This window comes from Okeania sp. SIO2B3, assembly GCF_010672525.1.
In the GTDB taxonomy this organism is placed as follows: domain Bacteria; phylum Cyanobacteriota; class Cyanobacteriia; order Cyanobacteriales; family Microcoleaceae; genus Okeania.
Genome location: NZ_JAAHGH010000033.1, coordinates 1 through 18,173 on the forward strand (window position 1 = coordinate 1; position 18,173 = coordinate 18,173).

14 protein-coding genes are annotated in these 18,173 nt (G+C 33.5%); 5 read left to right on the plus strand and 9 right to left on the minus strand.

Annotated features, from left to right (window positions below; all coding sequences use genetic code 11):
- Positions 1–611 precede the first annotated feature (611 nt).
- The 3 genes from F6K15_RS20505 to efp form a co-directional block, all read right to left on the minus strand.
- Positions 612–977, minus strand: coding sequence for a cupin domain-containing protein (locus F6K15_RS20505; protein WP_293063718.1), 366 nt, complete (start codon positions 975–977; stop codon positions 612–614).
- Between the two features lie 14 nt (positions 978–991).
- Positions 992–1,489, minus strand: coding sequence for an acetyl-CoA carboxylase biotin carboxyl carrier protein (gene accB, locus F6K15_RS20510; protein ID WP_293063720.1), 498 nt, complete (start codon positions 1,487–1,489; stop codon positions 992–994).
- A 458-nt stretch (positions 1,490–1,947) separates the two neighbouring features.
- Complete coding sequence (efp, locus tag F6K15_RS20515) at positions 1,948–2,505, minus strand: elongation factor P (protein WP_293063721.1); 558 nt, start codon at positions 2,503–2,505, stop codon at positions 1,948–1,950.
- An 857-nt stretch (positions 2,506–3,362) separates the two neighbouring features.
- On the opposite strand from efp, the gene F6K15_RS20520 reads away from it, so the two are divergent.
- Both F6K15_RS20520 and F6K15_RS20525 read left to right on the plus strand, forming a co-directional pair.
- Positions 3,363–4,502, plus strand: a complete 1,140-nt coding sequence (locus F6K15_RS20520) for a peptidylprolyl isomerase (RefSeq protein WP_293063723.1) — start codon at positions 3,363–3,365, stop codon at positions 4,500–4,502.
- Positions 4,503–5,015: 513 nt separating this feature from the next.
- Positions 5,016–5,333 carry a hypothetical protein gene (locus F6K15_RS20525; RefSeq protein WP_293063725.1) on the plus strand — a complete coding sequence of 106 codons (318 nt, stop codon included), beginning with the start codon at positions 5,016–5,018 and terminating at the stop codon, positions 5,331–5,333.
- 859 nt (positions 5,334–6,192) lie between these two features.
- Here F6K15_RS20525 and lepB read toward each other — a convergent pair.
- Positions 6,193–6,798: a signal peptidase I gene (gene lepB / locus F6K15_RS20530; RefSeq protein WP_293063726.1), complete on the minus strand. Its 606-nt coding sequence runs from the start codon at positions 6,796–6,798 to the stop codon at positions 6,193–6,195.
- 678 nt (positions 6,799–7,476) lie between these two features.
- Between lepB and F6K15_RS20535 the strand changes: the two genes are divergently transcribed.
- Positions 7,477–8,772, plus strand: coding sequence for an ATP/GTP-binding protein (locus F6K15_RS20535; RefSeq protein ID WP_293063728.1), 1,296 nt, complete (start codon positions 7,477–7,479; stop codon positions 8,770–8,772).
- Positions 8,765–9,406, plus strand: a complete 642-nt coding sequence (locus tag F6K15_RS20540; RefSeq protein ID WP_293063730.1) for an RloB family protein — start codon at positions 8,765–8,767, stop codon at positions 9,404–9,406. Before F6K15_RS20535 ends, F6K15_RS20540 begins: the two co-directional genes overlap by 8 nt.
- A 1,211-nt stretch (positions 9,407–10,617) precedes the next feature.
- Here F6K15_RS20540 and F6K15_RS20545 read toward each other — a convergent pair.
- The 4 genes from F6K15_RS20545 to F6K15_RS20560 form a co-directional block, all read right to left on the minus strand.
- The gene (locus F6K15_RS20545) at positions 10,618–11,685 is read right to left on the minus strand and encodes a BMP family protein (RefSeq protein WP_293063732.1); all 1,068 of its coding nucleotides are present in this window, start codon (positions 11,683–11,685) and stop codon (positions 10,618–10,620) included.
- A gap of 1,559 nt (positions 11,686–13,244) precedes the next feature.
- Positions 13,245–13,856: a macro domain-containing protein gene (locus F6K15_RS20550; RefSeq protein ID WP_293063734.1), complete on the minus strand. Its 612-nt coding sequence runs from the start codon at positions 13,854–13,856 to the stop codon at positions 13,245–13,247.
- Positions 13,857–14,446: 590 nt separating this feature from the next.
- Positions 14,447–14,929 carry a DUF2656 domain-containing protein gene (locus tag F6K15_RS20555; protein ID WP_293063736.1) on the minus strand — a complete coding sequence of 161 codons (483 nt, stop codon included), beginning with the start codon at positions 14,927–14,929 and terminating at the stop codon, positions 14,447–14,449.
- 1,009 nt (positions 14,930–15,938) lie between these two features.
- The gene (locus tag F6K15_RS20560; RefSeq protein ID WP_293063737.1) at positions 15,939–16,934 is read right to left on the minus strand and encodes a hypothetical protein; all 996 of its coding nucleotides are present in this window, start codon (positions 16,932–16,934) and stop codon (positions 15,939–15,941) included.
- A 175-nt stretch (positions 16,935–17,109) separates the two neighbouring features.
- On the opposite strand from F6K15_RS20560, the gene F6K15_RS20565 reads away from it, so the two are divergent.
- Positions 17,110–17,559 carry a hypothetical protein gene (locus tag F6K15_RS20565; protein ID WP_293063738.1) on the plus strand — a complete coding sequence of 150 codons (450 nt, stop codon included), beginning with the start codon at positions 17,110–17,112 and terminating at the stop codon, positions 17,557–17,559.
- Here the strand turns inward: F6K15_RS20565 and F6K15_RS20570 are convergent.
- Entirely contained in the window at positions 17,556–17,705 is a 150-nt protein-coding gene (locus F6K15_RS20570) for a hypothetical protein (protein WP_293063739.1), read from the minus strand. The genes F6K15_RS20565 and F6K15_RS20570 overlap by 4 nt on opposite strands.
- Positions 17,706–18,173 lie beyond the last annotated feature (468 nt).

Consider the following 18,173-nt stretch of genomic DNA (forward strand, 5'->3'; position numbering starts at 1 on the left):
GCCAAAATTGTTCAAATTGTGGTGAGGGGGTCCCCAAAAAATTACCAGAAAGAACTCATTATTGTGCCAATTGCTGTGTGATTATTGACCGCTATTTGTTTGCGGAGCATGACAAACGGAAATGCAGTAATAAATATTAAAAATAGGGCGGTAGGGCATTCCGTTTTTAAAGCACGCGCTTGTCCGACGGGGTACCGGGACTGAGAAACGAGAAGCCTACGCCATACCTTAAGGTTGGCGTGGGAGTATGTCACATATCATACATCATTTCAGGAGCGGTTTTAAAGTAAACAGATAGTTCAAAGCCGCTCCTACCATAGTAAAGTTTTTCAGTATTTACCGAAAAGCGACGTTGAATGCCCCCGTGTTTTAACCGGGGGATGAAAACAAGGGAGTCGTTTAGACTAGACAACTAAAGTTTTCCTGTGCTATCATTTTTAACAAAAAGTAAGTAGAATGCTAGGTATTAGCCTTAGCCAACTGTGTAGGGGCACTTTTACCTGTCCCCAAAGAATATATCTTTGGTCAGCTAAGAATAGACGAAGCAACAGGATAAATCCGTGTTGCGTGGTATCTACTTAGAATCCCTGTGACTTGAATCCGGGGAGTAGTCAATCAGAATCACGATTTACAGTATGAGGGGAAAAAGCAGGCAGACAAATGGCAACATATTCTGCTCCCTCAGCACCAGGTGTACTGTATTTTACCCATTCTCCTTTGCGAGCTATTACTGCTTGGCCAGCACTAACTTCTAACTGACCGCCTTCAAACTCAACACATAGTTTTCCCTTTAGTACCAGAGTAAATTCATCAAATTCTGGCATTTGACCTGGTTCCATCCAACCACTTGGAGAGCGCATTTGAGCAATACTAATAGCATCTGTTTGACTATTGACACGACCAATATACTCATCAATTTGCTTCGGTTTATTACCTGTAGGTTCAATCCGAGTTGGTTTTTCAATCAATTGTGGCATGATTTTTATACACTCTAGTTGGGGTTAACTAACATTAAAGGCTGATTATATTCTACAGGTTGCCCATTTTCGATTAAAATTTCTACTATTTGTCCAGATACCTCTGCTTCAATCTCATTCATAACTTTCATCGCTTCAATAATACAAACTACTTGGCCAGAAGTAATTCGATCGCCCACTTCTACAAATGATGGTTCATCAGGAGCAGGAGCGCGGTAAAAAGTGCCCACAACTGGAGATAAAATTTCTTCAAATTTGCTTGAGACTGTAGGAGGTGTTCCTGGAGTCATAGGAGAAGTTTTGGTTGCTGTTGTGTTTAATTGGGTAGCACCAGGAGAAACAAATTCGGAAGGGTCAGTCCCATCGGCAGAAGACAATGAGAGGCGATCGCTAAATGAAGTTCCTTTACGTACTGTTAATTCCAAATCTCCACTTTTTAAAGTCAACTCCGAAATATTAGTTTGGTCTATTGCTGTTAGTAGTTCTCGCAGTTGATGTAAATCTAATTGCACTGTTTTTATATCCTCATTTAATCGGCGTTCAACTCAATTAATTAATATTGAATAAAAAGAAGAGTTTATTACTGTCTTAGTATAGATGTAGAAGTGTGAAATTCAAAGCCATAATTTTTTTTACTTACAGAAGTTAGCTTGAAATTTAGGTGATAGCATAATTACCATATACTTATTAATCAAAAAACAATGTAGAAGTTTCTAGAAAAATACAAGGGGCTTAATTCCTGCCATAAATACTGAATTATACTTCTTAATAAAACCAAAATTAAAATGAATTCTAATTTATTTAATTAAAATTTTACCTATTTTTTCTCTCTCTCAAGTACATCTGAAAATATGATCAAGGGGCTTTGTGCGGCAGTAATTCCGCACATTTATTAAGCCCTGTAAACAGACCTCAGAATTACGCAATCAATGCATAACTTACCTTCTACAATAAATCTAGTTTTCTACTATTACTCTCTACCCAAATAAGAATCATTTCGAGTATCGATCTTAATCCGTTCTCCTTTAGATATAAATAAAGGAACCATAATTTGAGCCCCTGTTTCGACAATAGCAGGTTTACTACCACCAGTAGCAGTATCTCCTTTAACACCAGGGTCAGTTTCAGTTACTTCTAAAACTACTGATTTGGGTAGTTCCACTTCTATTATTTGTTCGCCCCACTGAATAACATTAACCTCCATACCTTCAGTTAGATACTTAACACCTTCGCCAATTTGTTCTGAACTTAAACTGGCCTCCTCATAGGTTTTCATATCCATAAACACAAATTGGTCAGCATCTTTATAAGTATGCTGCATTTCTCTCTTGTCCAAAGTAGCTTGAGGTACTGTTTCACCAGCTCTAAATGTTCTTTCCACTACACTACCAGTTTGTGAATTTTTGAGCTTTGTTCGGACAAAAGCAGAACCTTTGCCTGGTTTAACGTGCAGAGATTCTACCACCCGCCAAACTGAACCATCCAATTCAATAGTCACACCGGGGCGAAAATCATTACTAGAAATCATATAACAACGTTATTGCGGTTTTTAATTAAATTATCAGATTAGAACTTAACATTAGACATCGTACAATATTCGGGAGTCAGAAAAATTGTCAAATATCGTGGGAGTAGAAAGCAATTTTTAGCACCTCGTCAAAATAATTTTATGTAAAATCTCTGATGTCTGGCGATCAAAATCAAAAGTTTTTTTCTCTCAGACATATTAAGGCATATAATAGTACGTTATGTTCTTAAGACAATAAACTTGAGTTATTTGCGCAGCATTCCCCTAGGAAAAGGCAACAACTCTAGAAGGCAAAATGTCTTAACCTTAAATGCGTAATATCATGTCCGGGTAATTAGTGATTAAAAAAACTTTCTCCTTCTATTCTTCTTTCTTTTCTCCTGACTCCTGACTCCTGACTTCTGAATTCTAACTCCTGAGTCGTTTATTTATAACCCACATTCCGCACTTCAATTTGTAATATTCTAAGTAATATATAATTCTGTAGCTTGGTAGGTATTTATACTATGCAAATCATCTCAATTACTTTTTCGTTGATCAAATTCTGAGTAAACAATTAATCATAAATACTTACTTGATTGTTTACTCAATCACGACAGCTATGATTTTCTCCTAAATTCTGAGTTCTGAGTTCTGAGTTCTGACTCCTTCTTATAAACTACATTTTGTGGTGCGGAATGTGGGTTATAACTGTTCAACCGGACATGACATAACACTATATCTCTATATCTATTGCCTATTGCCATACATCAACAAAACTAACTGGCGACCAAATCTAAAACCTAATTTTTCCCCCCAAAAATCCTATGAGTGTGGACAGCCATGTAATATTAGTAAGGGAATAAAAATTCATAAGTATGCTAAATCTACACAATTCCGTAATTAACACTTGTAAACGCTTGCTTAAAACTGGCATTCTAGCACTATTACTTTTCACTTTGTCTGTTGGTCTTAGTGCTGCTTGGTGGGACTTTGGTGGTGGCACAACAACTCGTGAAAGCCGTTTGCCCCAGGGCGATCCGATTACCGATGGTAAGGCATTATTAAGGTATGCTCTACCGATAGACAATGAACCAGTGCGTAAAATACAAAGCAGTCTGGAAGATATTTCTAATAGACTGCGAGGTAAACGTTGGACTCCTGTTAGTAGTGATATTGCTGCTGCATCTAGGGTTCTTAATATTAGTAAATCTAAGTTATTAGCTAGTGTTCCTGAGTCGAAACAATCTGAGGCAGAGGCCATAATTGAACAACTTGATCAGGGCATTATTAATATTCGAGAAGTTGCTGAAGCTAAAGATGGGGAACAAGTATTGGAGCAACGGGCACAACTACTGGCATTAGTGGGTCAGCTTGAAGAGTTGATGCTAGAAGGGTTTCCGTTTGAAGTTCCTTCAGAGTTTGTTAATTTACCTCAACTCAAAGGTCGCGCTACTATTAAGATGGAAACGGAAAAAGGTTCTTTGACTTTGGTTGTTGATGGTTATAGTGCCCCTATTACTGCTGGTAATTTTGTAGATTTAGTTCAGAGGGGTTTTTACGATGGCCTAGAGTTTATTCGCTCAGAACAGTCTTATGTTTTGCAAACTGGAGATCCTCCTGGCCCAGAAGTTGGTTTTATTGACCCTGATAGTGGTGAGTATCGTAATATCCCACTGGAAATTTTGGTCAAGGGAGATGAGGAACCAATATATAGTTTTACTTTAGAAGAAATTGGTCGTTTTCGGGAACAACCTGTTCTACCTTTTTCTGCTTATGGTACAGTGGCAATGGCTCGTCCTGAATCTGAAAATGATGGTGGTTCTTCTCAATTTTTCTTTTTCTTATTCCAACCAGAGTTAACGCCTGCAGGAGTAAATTTACTGGATGGTCGTTATACGGTTTTTGGTTATGTTGTGGAAGGGAAAAAGATTTTGGAAAAATTAGGTAAAGGAGACAAAATTATTTCTGCGAAGGTAGTTGCTGGATTAGAAAATCTTGTTGAACCTGAAGCTTAAAATAATTAGGTCAAACTGAGTCTAAAATTAGGGTAATTGGATAATTTAGTGACTAAAATTATCTTGAGATTTTAAGACTAAGCTACCAATTACTCTAATTAGTTTAAATCATAAAATTTCTAGCTATAAAAATAGAAAAAATTTAGGATAACTAGGGCAAAGATAATAAATATTCATTTATTTTATTGCACTACTCTTAATAAGCTTAATAGGTAAAAAAAAATTACTATACATCCATAGTTTTGGTAAGGATTCAGCCATTATTTGAGTAATATTGAGTTATGAGCAAGTAGCTAATTTATTTCAAACTTTTAATTCTGTTAAATCTTTTAACTTTGACTCCTTCTTTAAGGGCAATTAAGTTAATAGTTTATGGCTGATAGCTGACACCTGAATGCTTATTAGTTTTGTTTTTTATTCTGCATTTTGCTCTACCTAATATTCTAAATTTATCCCTCGGATTTTTGGTTTATTCTGATTTATTACTTCTTACTTCTTTCTCTTTTTGATCGAATGGCTATTATCGAATTCGTAATACTCACAGGATTAGGAATTATATTAGGTGGATTTATTTTTAATATATCTAATGATAGGCAACAACAGCGTATTTTAGATGATGCTTTTTACAGATTACTAGAACTACAAAATGGTAAAATTTCTTTGATTCAATTAGCTGCTGCTGCTAAACTTGATGCTCAAATAGCTCAGAAATATCTTGAACGTCAAGCACAAGTTTTTACCGCAACTTTAGAAATTGACGAGCAAGGAGATACATTCTACAGATTTCCTAAACTAAGTTTACCTTCTGTTTTAGATAAACAACAATGGTAAGGAATTAGGTCTGAGGTGTTATTATTGAGATTTTATAACAAGTCTGAAACAAAGCATTTTACAAATAATTTGAGTAATTAAAAGATTTTCATTCGTTATGTCTGTTTGACTGAAAATAGAGATTACCCTCATAAATTTTGAAAGACTATTTACCGAAAAATTGTGATTTAAAGCATCCCCTTTTAACCTACATTCCGCACGACAAAATGTAGCAACCGAAGAAGGAGTCAGGAGACAACCCACCCCCGCCCCTCCCAGGAGGGGAACTCAGGAGACAGAATTTTAGAAGAAAATCATAGCTGCCGTGATTGAGTAATCATGTATAGCAAGTATTTATGCGTAAATTTTTTACTCGGAATTTGATCAACGAAAAAAGTAATTAAGATGATTTGCATAGTATAAATATCTACCAAGCTACGGATTTATATACTACTTTTAATGTTACGCTCTTGACGTGCGGAATGTGGTTTTTAAAGCTATCCCTGATCAGGAACTCCTGAAAATCTTGTGGGAAGCAGGGGAGCAGGGGAAAAGGGAAGAAAGAATCATAGTAGATAGGAAAAACTACTTAAGTTATCAAAAAAAATGTACTTTTTCACACACTTTTTCTCTCACAAAAACCTTGGAAAGACTTATAGATAACTTGTCTATTTTGTCAATCTTTATGTTAATAAAAATGTTTATAAAGCATAGCCTTTTAAAAGGATAAAAGCGGTCGAGGGATGTCGAGGTTTCCTTGCTATATCCAATCGACCAAGAGAAGAAAAATTTTCCTTTTAGTCAATCCTCTTCTTTTAAAGGAAAGAATTGTTAATAATTAATTATTAATTATTAATTATTAATTATTAATTGTTGAACCCTACTCCCTAATTAATAGTCCAAATCTTGGATAAGGCCAAAAGCGAAATATAGCCCTACCTATAATATTTTTCTTAGGCAAAAAACCCCAAACATGAGAGTCATTACTATTATTACGATTATCTCCCATCACAAAATATTGATTTTCAGGAACTTCGACTGAAATTGGCAAAGTATATTCAGGAGGTTCAGCAATATAATTTTCAGTCAGCGGTTGGTCATTTATATACACTAGACCATTCTCAATTCTAATAGTATCTCCTGGCAGGCCAATAACTCTTTTGATAAAAGCTTGATTTTTAACATAACCATAGCGTTGTAACTGTTGGGGTGGTTGAAAAACAATAATATCCCCTGCTACTGGTGGATGAAAATGATAAGATACTTTTTCCACCACTAGGCGATCGCCTACTTCTAAAGTAGGTATCATTGAGTCTGAAGGTATATATCTTGGCTCTGCAATGAATATTCTGACTAATAAAGATAAGCATAAAGCGATCGCCAAAACTTTAATATTTTCTTTTTGTTCTTGCCATATTTTTAACCACCAGGGAGTTGTTGAGTTAGTTGTTATTGGTTGATTTAAGGATTCTTTTTCTGATGTCATTTCTATAATTTTATTCTTGAGTATTTCTATACTATAGCAAAACTCCTGGGAATGAGAATTTATCTATTCTAAATATATATAGTAATCCTATTTCGGTTGCTGGTAAAAATATCTTTGAATTTAAGAAACAGGAAATAGGGGTAAAAGCTTGAGAGTTTTTATATATCCTAAAATTTTTTACAAATGATTTATGATTGCTATAGTACTATGATTTTTACCTACTATATACAATACATATATTAAAATTGTGGCGTTGCTGAGGGGCGGGATGAATCTTTTTTAAACAGGTAAATCTCATGCTTAATACTTCTTTTTTATCCAAGCATACAATTCATCCCACAAATATGCAAAGCCTCTCCTTCTATTCCTCTTTCTTCTTCTTTATTCCTTCCTGAGGACTGAGTTCTGACTTCCCCTCCTGGGAGGAGCGCGCGGGTGGGTTGACTCCTAAGTAATTAAGGTTAATATCATACACGCTATTCAGCAACGCCAAAATTGTTTATATAATCTGAAAGATTAAAATATTGGCTATATATTTTCTCCTTTTTCAGGGGGTTATGTGAGATATTCCGTAGCGATAATTATTCTATTTCATATAAAGTAATCATCAATAGTATAATTAGTGTAAATTTGTAATTTTTTCACAAATTTACCACTCGATCTATTCTTTATAATTCTATGCTGATTCAATTCAGTGTTGGTAACTATTTATCTTTTAAAAAAAATGTCACTTTGAGTATGGTGGCGACAGAGGTGACTGCCCAAAATAACAGTGTTGATGAAAATAATATTTTTCAAGTTGATGATGAATTAAATTTGCTGAAAAGTTGTGCTGTTTATGGCGCCAATGCTAGTGGCAAAAGTAATCTAATTAAAGCATTAGATTTTATGCGTCGGTTTGTGCTTAATTCTTCAAAAGAAACTCAGATAGAAGATGCTATTAATATAGAGGAGTTTAGATTAAGTACGGCAACGGAAGGAAAACCTTCTTTTTTTGAAATAGTTTTTATTTTAGACCATAAATTATATAGGTATGGTTTTGAAGTCGATAAAAAACAAGTGGTTTCTGAATGGTTATTTTATGTGCCAAAAGTTAGGGAGACTAGACTATTTGAACGTGATGAAAATGGCATCGAGATGACTAATGTATTTAGTGAAAATCAGTATTTTGGTAAATTAATTGCTGATAAGACGAGAAATAATGCTCTTTTTCTGTCTGTAAATGCTCAATTTAATAGCAAAATCTCTACAAGTATTTTGCGGTGGTTTAGAGATTTGAATATAATTTCCGGATTACATAGCAATTTTTATCAACAAGTAACAGTTGAATATTTTAAAGATAGTAAATACAAAAATGAAATTATTCAATTAATTAAGGAATGGGACTTAGGTATTGATGATATTAAAATTGAGACCAAAAAGGTTTTACAAGAACAGTTACCTAATTTTATTTCAGAGGAATTTAGAAAATTCATGCTAGATTCTGGAGCACTAACTGATGATATTCAAAGTTTTCATAAGAAGTATAACTCTGAAGGAAAAGTGGAATCTTTAGAAGTATTTGATTTTGAGAAAAATGAGTCAGAAGGAACTAAAAAATTGTTTGCTTTTGCCGTGCCAATTTTAGATACTTTAAAGAATGGAGAAATTTTAATAATTGATGAACTTGATGCTAGGTTACATCCAATCATCACTCGCGCAATTATTGATTTATTTAACTCTAAGAAAACAAATCCTAAAAACGCCCAACTTATTTTTACGACTCACGATACTAATTTACTTAGTAATAAAATTTTTAGACGAGACCAGATATGGTTTACAGAAAAAAATCGGCAGGGAGCGACTGATTTATATTCTTTAGTTGAATACAAAGTACCGAATGATGCGACTTTTGAAAGTGATTATATTAAGGGTAAATATGGAGCTATACCTTTTCTTGATAATTTCACTGAATTATTTGAAAAAAATGGCTAAAAAAAAAGAATATAAGAGAAATTATCAACATTCTGGGAAAAGTAAATATAGTCGTTATTCAAGAAATGAGACAGTAGAAAAACGAGAAGTTATTCAGCGTTTTTTGATAGTTTGTGAGGGAGAACAAACGGAACGAAATTATTTTCAGAGTTTCCGTGTACCTAAAGATGTGATTGATGTGAGAGGATTGGGTCAAAATACAATTAGTTTGGTCAAAGAAGCTCTAAAGATTATGAAAGAAGACGGTGATTACAATCAAGTTTGGTGTGTATTTGACCGTGATTCATTTCCGGTAAAAAATTTTAATCAAGCGATAAAAGATGCTGAAAATAATAATATTAAAGTTGCTTATTCAAATGAAGCATTTGAAATTTGGTATTTGTTACATTTTGAATATCGAGATACCGCCATGTCTCGCAAAGATTATAAAAAAGCTTTGACTAAAAAGCTGAATAAAAAATATGAAAAAAATAGCAACAAAATGTATGAGATATTGGAAAGTAAGCAACCTCAAGCAATTAAAAATGCTGAGAAGTTATTAGAGCAATATAATCCACCTAATCCTGTTAATGATAATCCTTCCACAACTGTACATTTATTGGTTAAAGAACTTAATAGATTTGTTCGTCCATAGATGGGAAAATAAGTACCTGGGCAAAAATTAGCAGTTTTGACTAATGACTATTGCGACATCCGCACTAGAGAGAGGGAGTAGATATTTTCCTATTACACACTCTCAAGTTATGCGCTTCATAAAATGATTTGACTATTGCGGATGTGGCAATAGAGAGAGGGAATAGATATTTCCCTATTACACACTCTCAAGTTATGCGCTTCACAAAATGATTTGACTATTGCGGATGTGGCAATAGCAATAGAGAGGGGGAATAGATATTTCCCTATTACACACTCTCAAGTTATGCGCTTCACAAAATGATTTGACTATTGCGGATGTGGCAATAGCAATAGAGAGGGGGAATAGATATTTCCCTATTACACACTCTCAAGTTATGCGCTTCACAAAATGATTTGACTATTGCGGATGTGGCAATAGAGAGGGAGTAGATATTTTCCTATTACACACTCTCAAGTTATGCGCTTCACAAAATGATTTGACTATTGCGGATGTGGCAATAGAGAGGGGAGGTAGATATTTTCTCTACTACACACTCTCAAGTTATGTGCTTCACAAAATGATTTGACTATTGCGGATGTGGCAATAGAGAGGGAATAGATATTTCCCTATTACACACTCTCAAGTTATGCGCTTCACAAAATGATTTGACTATTGCGGATGTGGCAATAGAGAGGGGAGGTAGATATTTTCTCTACTACACACTCTCAAGTTATGCGCTTCACAAAATGATTTGACTATTGCGGATGTGGCAATAGAGAGGGAGTAGATATTTTCCTATTACACACTCTCAAGTTATGCGCTTCACAAAATGATTTGACTATTGCGGATGTGGCAATAGAGAGGGAATAGATATTTCCCTATTACACACTCTCAAGTTATGCGCTTCACAAAATGATTTGACTATTGCGGATGTGGCAATAGAGAGGGGAGGTAGATATTTTCTCTACTACACACTCTCAAGTTATGCGCTTCATAAAATGATTTGACTATTGCGGATGTGGCAATAGAGAGAGGAAGTAGATATTTTCCCTCCACATTATCCGTATTATTTATTATTCAAAAATTTTTCTAACTTTAATTATAGTAGTCGAAAGAAAAGGCGCGGACATATTAACAGCTTAAAACTCAGACAACACCAGATTTTTCCCTCTCTCCTAGATCGCTAAACATCTTCTTCCTTATCTACTTCCCCCTTATTTCTTCTTCCATCATTTTTGAACGCAAACTTTATCCCGACCACTTTCTGTACAATCTTCAAACTTCAGTTTTCCAGCTAACATTTGTTGCTGAACTTCTTCCACTTTTTGCTGAACTTCCTCTGGCAAAACATCATTAAAACGACCCAACTTAGTAATATCTGGATTTTCAATTCCTAAAATATATTTTTCTCCCTTAACTTGATTATTATTAACAAGATTAGCAACATAAGCGATCGCCCCTCCAACATCCTGTACTGCACTGGTCAGCACCGCTTTTGGCGCAACATCAAGCTGGTCTGTTGTATTACCCACCGCATAAATTCCTTTTTCTTGTGCCGTTTTCAAAACTGCTGGAGCAGCATTATCTAATAAGTGATAAATCACATCAACCCCAGTAGAAATTAAAGCCAAAGCAGCCTCTTTTCCTTTAGCAATATCATTAAAATCTCCAGTGTAACTAATTACAACTTCAACACTAGAATTTACTGACTTAGCACCTAACTCAAATGCCTTACCTTGTAAATTAGTTCCTTTAAAAGATAAACCTGTAAGATAAGCAACTTTATTATTCTTAGTCATCAAACCAGCAATTACACCAGCAAGATAACCCATTTGGAAATAATTTGTTGTCACTGAAGCGTAATTTTCACCAGCAATATTACCATTAACCCCCAAAAAAAATGTATCAGGAAATTGACTAGCTACTTGTTGAATAGCTGCATCAAATTGTCCGCCATGACCTACCACTAAATCATAATTTTTTCTAGCAAAATCAGAAAGAGTTTCTACCTGGTCTGGTTGGGCAATATTTTCCACATAAATCATCTCACCATTGAGAATTTCAGCTGCTTTTTTTACCCCTTCATAACCAGATTTATTCCATCCTCCATCGGTAATAACTCCAGGTAAAGCAATAGCAATTTTAAAAGTTTCAGAATTATTTATAGAATCATTACTAGGATTTTCTGTCAGAATCATTGTAGAGGGAGAATCAGCACAAGCTTTTAATAATAAGCTAGTTACTAAAGTTGCTGTACCATAGGAAATAAATGAGCGTCTATTTAATTTTTTAGTCATATTAAGGTAGTCCTATAAATGTAGTAATTTACATTGGATTTAAGGAGTAGAGAATATCTCTAATTCAAAATTTAACAGCAATAGTATTTATCAATGCAGAAGGAAAAAGTAAGAAGGAAGAAGAAAGAAGAAGGAAAAATATTGAATTGTCTGAGTTTTCAGCTTTTGATATTTCCGTGCTCTTTCCTTCGACTGCTATATCTACTAATAAATAGTAACTATTGGTATTTCTCTTAGTTCTATGCAGAAGGAAGAAGGAAGAAAGAAGAAGGAAAAATCTTGGGTTTTCTGAGTTTTAAGCTTTTGATATGTCCGCGCTCTTTCCTTCTACTGCTATATCTACCAATAGTAACTGTTGGTATTTCTCTGAGTTTGATTTTAAAGTTTAAAGACAACTATAGTCGGAGAAAGAAGTCATATTAATTGGGGTTATATAGGAAAAAGTAGACCAGAAAATTGGGCAGAACGATCGCCAGAATCTTAGATTTTTCAGACTGGTCAAAATAAATTACCAATTAATATCAAATCACCTATATCTATTGAAGCACCTCAAATTTCAATTAATATCAAGTCCAGCAGCATCGGTATTATAAAGTTCAGGAAAGGAAGAAAGTTTTAGTTATCTAGGAGAGAAGATTTGAAAGAAAGAAAAAGTAGATATTTCCCAAGTTTTTTACACAAACTATACCAACAGATATAATATAATATCATGTCCGATTGAATAGTTATAAATAAACGACGAAGGAGTCAGGAAACAGGAGACAGGAGTCAGGAGGAAATAAAGAAGAAGAAAGAGGAGTAGAAGGAGAAAGTTTTTTGATCGCTAATTATCCGGACATGATATAACTACAAAAAATATCCCATAAATATTATTGATAATACTCATATAATCCAGGTAAATTATACACCTGGAAGTAGACTAAATATTTAGTGACAAATCTATTGAGAACGGAGTAGCAAATCGAAAAATTTGCTCAATTATATCCTAATAATACTAGACCTGCTAAATCACTAGGAAAACAATTTTCACTAAAATTTGATGAAAGAACCTGACAATCAATTAATATTCTAATTATGGGGTTTATGGGGTAATTTAATCTCTGTGAAACTAAGTAGATTTAACATGACTGTAAAATGAAGAGAAAGTAATAATTTTACCAACTCTAAATTAGTAAGATATTTAGAGCTACTACTAATTAATTTTGTCCTCTAGCTAATAGCTCCTTGTTAAAATTAATTCGATCAAAGAATATGACAAAAAAACTGTGTTTATAGCCAGCTCAAAAACTAGAATTTTTAGCAAATATTTATAGCTTTATCAAATGAGATGTCAAACAAGAGTAGGTTATTTACTAACAGTAAAAAGTCTAACAAACCTTCTTACATATTGACCCCAGCCTTTTGCCTAAAAGCGACCAATTTTTTTATGCAACTCAAATGAAATTACGATATCCACATGATATTAGTTAATATAATTAAATTTAACATTTTATAGTCTAGCTAAAAATAGCGATCGCCTAGCCAAATCAATAACTAACTTATCGGTAATAGTCATAAATTTAACTATATCTTTTTTTCAAGTCTCCCTCTTCCCAAATTTGGAGTTGCCTTTCAGCAGCAATAAAATTATTAATTGATTTGGGCGGGTAAACAAAATGGTCATAAGCGAGAGCCATTTGTCTAGCTGCTTCTTGGTAAGAAACTTTTCCTATTCCTGTACCCAAACCTGGACAGACAACATTTTGAATTTGTTGCTGTTGCTGACGGTTGTAGTGTCGCACTGCCAGTAACATTGCCCACATTGCTATATAAGGAATATCAGTGCCAGCAATGGACATAGGTACGCGCATAGTGGGGGTATGGGCAAGAAAAGGATGTTGAGGATGACCAGTTTCGACAATAGTAGATGTGCCAACTGGTTGTTCACCTAGATATTCATCTAATATTTTTTGTTGAACCGAAGTCATTAAAAAATCACCAAAATATTTGACGATCGCTGCATCCATACCACCATCCATAAGTCCAAAAGAATTTCCTGGACTTACTAAACAGTCATATTCTGGTACATTCTCGAAATAACTATTGATGATTTCTAGATTGGGTAAATAATAGAAATGTTCTTGAAAAGCATCATATAATAATTTATTTGGAGCAACTAAAATCAGTTTCATATTAGTCTCTATTCTGGAAGCTTTAGAATCATCAAGAATACCAATATTTTTTCAATTTGAAGAAGGAAAAATATCAGCCTTAAAAAATAATTTATGGACATAGTTTACGGGCATTGAATTGAGTCTCAAATATATTTTCTGTTTCCTCTTCAAAAAATTGTTATAGCAGAAGTAAAGAAGGAAGAAGGAAGAAGGAAGAAGGAAGAAGGAAAAGTATTACGTTGTCTGAATTTTTAACTTTTTACCGAATAATTAAGGTAAAAATCCTCTCCTTTAAAGGAGAAAAAATGAATTGATTTTACTTTCATTCAATCCTCTTCCTTTTAGGGAGAAGTAATTATCAATTATCAATTATTGAACTGTTCTAACCTTTGCTTCGACTGCTATAAATAATTTTTTTATTCAATCTTGAATCTACCACTTTGATTTAAAGATTGAAGGGTGTATCTCAATATTTGCCAGAATACTTTTTTCCTATTCCCTATTCCCTAAAAGCGATAAATTTTTGGCTTTATTCATGCATTGAGATGCACCCAGATTGAAACATACCTCGCACAACTTTTCGACGAGAAATGGATTCAGTAAATAAATTAACTCAGAATATTTTTCATTTCTATTTTAAAAATATTTTCAATAGTTTTTCCGGCAGTTTTTTCCTCCCAGTTAAGGATATTGAGAAAAGTTTCTGCTGAGTGAGTTTCCACAACATCAATACCCCATTCTCCTGTTTGGAGAGTATCAGGAGAATCACTTAATGGAGGTGTTTTTTTCAAACCTCCGAGAATCAAGACATCAACAATTAAATCCTTGTCATTTTTTTGAATTATTCGCTTTTCTATTAAAGCTTCAGCACATTTTTCACCAACTTTAGGTGGGGAAAAAACTTGAGTTTCAAATAAAACTTCTACCATCCAATGAGGATGATTTAATTGCCGACATTTAAGTTGTGGGTATTTGCTTAAACCATTAATGAAAACTTGAGCAAATTCTTCCCTATTTAATTCAGGCAGAGTATTTTCTGAGAGTTCAAAATTGTGGGAAAGCAACATTCGTCCAGTTTGAGATTCAGTCATTATTTTATTTATCCTATGTTCTAGAAATTTTAATTCACAATTTTACAGCAGAAGGAAGAAGGAAGAAGGAAGAAGGAAAAATATTACGTTGTCTGAGTTTTAAGCTTTTGATATTTTCCAGTCCTTTTCTTTCGACTGCTATATATCCTATCAGACCATAGATAAAATTGATATCTCTATAAATTTCCAATAAAAACTGTATAAATCATCAGAAAATATTGTTAAAAAACTGCTACTGCTTCCTGACACTTCTCACAAGTTTAATAACTCAATAGTTTTGGTATAGTCTCAGACTTAGGAATTATGATTGGTAATTTCAGTTATTAGTTATCAGTTATCAGTAAAAATTGATTATTTATCTCGTTGTACAAATATCTTCTTACTGGCACTCTGAAAAATTAAGAATTTTCAACAATTAACAATTACCTCTCCTTTCAATAATTGAATTATTTCAAATAAAATTTTTCCTTTTGATAGTTGATGGATAGAGGGTTGAAAAATTAATTATTAGATAATAGTAGCGCTATCAACTTTGAACAGATAGATAATTTCTGAATGATGTGAGAGAAATTATTCAATTTCTCAAGGAAGCTCATACCAAATATCAGGCATTTTTGCTAAATATTCTTGAGAGTAGGGAGTAGGTAAATAATGCATAAAATATTTTTACTTTATACAAATCATTGCTAAAAATATTATCGAATAATTAAGGTTTAAAGCCTCTCCTTTAAAGGAGAAACAAGAAAAAAAATTCATTATTAGTAAATCCTATCCGTTTTCAAGGAGAGGTAATTATTAATTATTAATTGTTGAATGAGCCTTACTTCTTACTTAATAATTGAAAAGCTCAATAGGTAGAGAATGATTTTTAGGAATTGGTATTAGGCAAAAATTATTAGTTATTCAGACAATATTTGGATTTTCGATAAATTTTTATAGGAATTTTCCATGGAAAATCTCTACATTCTTTTTCATACCTATATTTATGTCAAGGAAGCTTAGATAAAAATTATGATTTTCCATTTTTTTCTGGAGGAGCAAATTCAACATAAATTAGACTTATTTTGTTTTGATTGCGGATAAATGATGCTCCTAAATTTAAGTCAGTTAAGTTTTGTAGTAATCCTTCTGCTAGTCCTATTTTTCCTGAAATAGAATAAGAATCATCATTGGTTAATTCAATAGAAGCTGTTAAACATTTTCCGTATAAACGACTATGAGCAACTGCTGTCCATGCTGGTTCATAAGCAAGCCAACTATAATTTTTTTCGTCAAATTTTTCTACTATTTCCGAACTCCAGGGTTGTCCTCCAAGTGATAAATTTCTGATTGATTCATCTGATTTATTAATATCTCCTTCTATTTTGCTTTCTACTCCACCTACTCCGGTAAGTTTAGCATTTGCTTCTATTTCTGTTGCTGTTTTACCGACTTTTTTTTCTTTAATTGTAATTTGAGTTGCTCCTAAATCTACCAATAAGCGAATTAGTTCCGCTTCTCTTTCTGCATAAAGCAAAGAGTCAAATACTTCTATAGGAATATATTTATTACTTTTAGATTTTAAGGGATGCGCTCTATATAATTTTCCTGGTAATGGATGACCTGGAGGAAAGTCAAAATCTTCTGGTATATCTGAGTAGGGAGTTTCTGTAATAAATTCTGACCAACCTTCTAAATTAAATTCACTTAAAGCTAATTTTGTATTTTCGTCGGGTTTTGCCTGTTTGCTACCTTGAGTATTTTGTTGGCGAGCAAGAATTGTTTTTACTGCTGGTATTAAAATAAAAGGAGATAAATTTATATCTATAAAAATTTCCGACATTAAAATTCCCGCTCTTAAGATAGATGATAAATTTGATGTCAGATTACTTGATTTATCATCTTCAGTAGTTACAGTAGTAATTGCTGAAGATAGAGATTGTTGTAAACTGGATTTATTATTAGGGGTAATATAAAGTAATGGTTTATATTTTTTGACTTCTTGAATTTCTGAAGACTGATTCATAAAAAATCCTCCTGCAAAGCTTTTAACAAAAATCTTAGAGGTTGATTGATGATTCGATACTTATAATTTACAGATTTTACAGTCAAGTAAATTATAAGTACAAACTCATACTTACTTTTGCTTTACCTCCTAAGAAAACTTCAATAGAGAATTTACTATTTCCGGATTTTCCCCTTTGACCATTAAAAAATTTCTAGAGAAACTCGTACTTAGTCTTGCTTTATCTTCAGAAAAAATTGACATTTCGGCAGAATCTGAAAAACCCACTGATGGAAAATCTACTACTCCTGAAATTTTCCCTCCGACCATCAAAAAAATTCCAGACTCATTCATACTTACCCTAGCTTTAGCTTCAGAAAAAATTGACATTTCGGCAAAATCTGAGAAACCCATTGATGGAAAATTGACTACTCCTGAAATTTCCCCTTCGACCATCAAAAAATCTTCAGAGTTACCTATACTTACTCTGACTTTACCTTCTAAAAAAATTGACATTTCGGCAAAATCTGAGAAACCCATTGATGGAAAATTGACTACTCCTGAAATTTCCCCTTCGACCATCAAAAAATTTCCAGACTCATCCATACTTACTCTGACTTTAGCTCCTGAAAAAATTGGCAGTTAGGCAAAATCAGAGAAACCCAATGATGGAAAATCTACTACTCCTGAAATTTTCCCTCCGACTACCAAAAAATTTCCATACTCATCCATACTTATTCTTGCTTTATCCCCTAAAAAAATTGGCAGTTCAGCAAAATCTGAGAAACCCAATGATGGAAAATCTACTACTCCTTAATTTTCCCCTCTAACCATCAAAAAATTTATAGAGGAACTCATACTTATTCTTGCTTTATCCCCTAAAAAAATTGGCAGTTCAGCAAAATCTGAGAAACCCAATGATGGAAAATCTACTACTCCTTAATTTTCCCCTCTAACCATCAAAAAATTTATAGAGGAACTCATACTTATTCTTGCTTTATCCCCTAAAAAAATTGGCAGTTCAGCAAAATCTGAGAAACCCAATAATGGAAAATTTACTACTCCTGAATTTTCCCCTCCGACTATCAAAAAATTTCCATACTCATCCATACTTACTCTAACTTTAGCTCCTGAAAAAATTGGCAGTTAGGCAAAATCAGAGAAACCCAATGATGGAAAATCTACTACTCCTGAAATTTCCCCTCCGACTATCAAAAAATTTCCATACTCATCCATACTTACTCTGACTTTAGCTCCTGA

Bases quoted from the DNA above. Each gene is read 5' to 3' on its own strand.
- F6K15_RS20535 (WP_293063728.1), top strand. From the start codon at position 7,477: ATGCTGATTCAATTCAGTGTTGGTAACTATTTATCTTTTAAAAAAAAT.
- F6K15_RS20525 (WP_293063725.1), top strand. From the start codon at position 5,016: ATGGCTATTATCGAATTCGTAATACTCACAGGATTAGGAATTATATTA.
- F6K15_RS20545 (WP_293063732.1), bottom strand. From the start codon at position 11,685: ATGACTAAAAAATTAAATAGACGCTCATTTATTTCCTATGGTACAGCA.
- F6K15_RS20555 (WP_293063736.1), bottom strand. From the start codon at position 14,929: ATGACTGAATCTCAAACTGGACGAATGTTGCTTTCCCACAATTTTGAA.
- F6K15_RS20560 (WP_293063737.1), bottom strand. From the start codon at position 16,934: ATGAATCAGTCTTCAGAAATTCAAGAAGTCAAAAAATATAAACCATTA.
- F6K15_RS20520 (WP_293063723.1), top strand. From the start codon at position 3,363: ATGCTAAATCTACACAATTCCGTAATTAACACTTGTAAACGCTTGCTT.
- F6K15_RS20540 (WP_293063730.1), top strand. From the start codon at position 8,765: ATGGCTAAAAAAAAAGAATATAAGAGAAATTATCAACATTCTGGGAAA.
- efp (WP_293063721.1), bottom strand. From the start codon at position 2,505: ATGATTTCTAGTAATGATTTTCGCCCCGGTGTGACTATTGAATTGGAT.
- lepB (WP_293063726.1), bottom strand. From the start codon at position 6,798: ATGACATCAGAAAAAGAATCCTTAAATCAACCAATAACAACTAACTCA.
- F6K15_RS20550 (WP_293063734.1), bottom strand. From the start codon at position 13,856: ATGAAACTGATTTTAGTTGCTCCAAATAAATTATTATATGATGCTTTT.
- F6K15_RS20505 (WP_293063718.1), bottom strand. From the start codon at position 977: ATGCCACAATTGATTGAAAAACCAACTCGGATTGAACCTACAGGTAAT.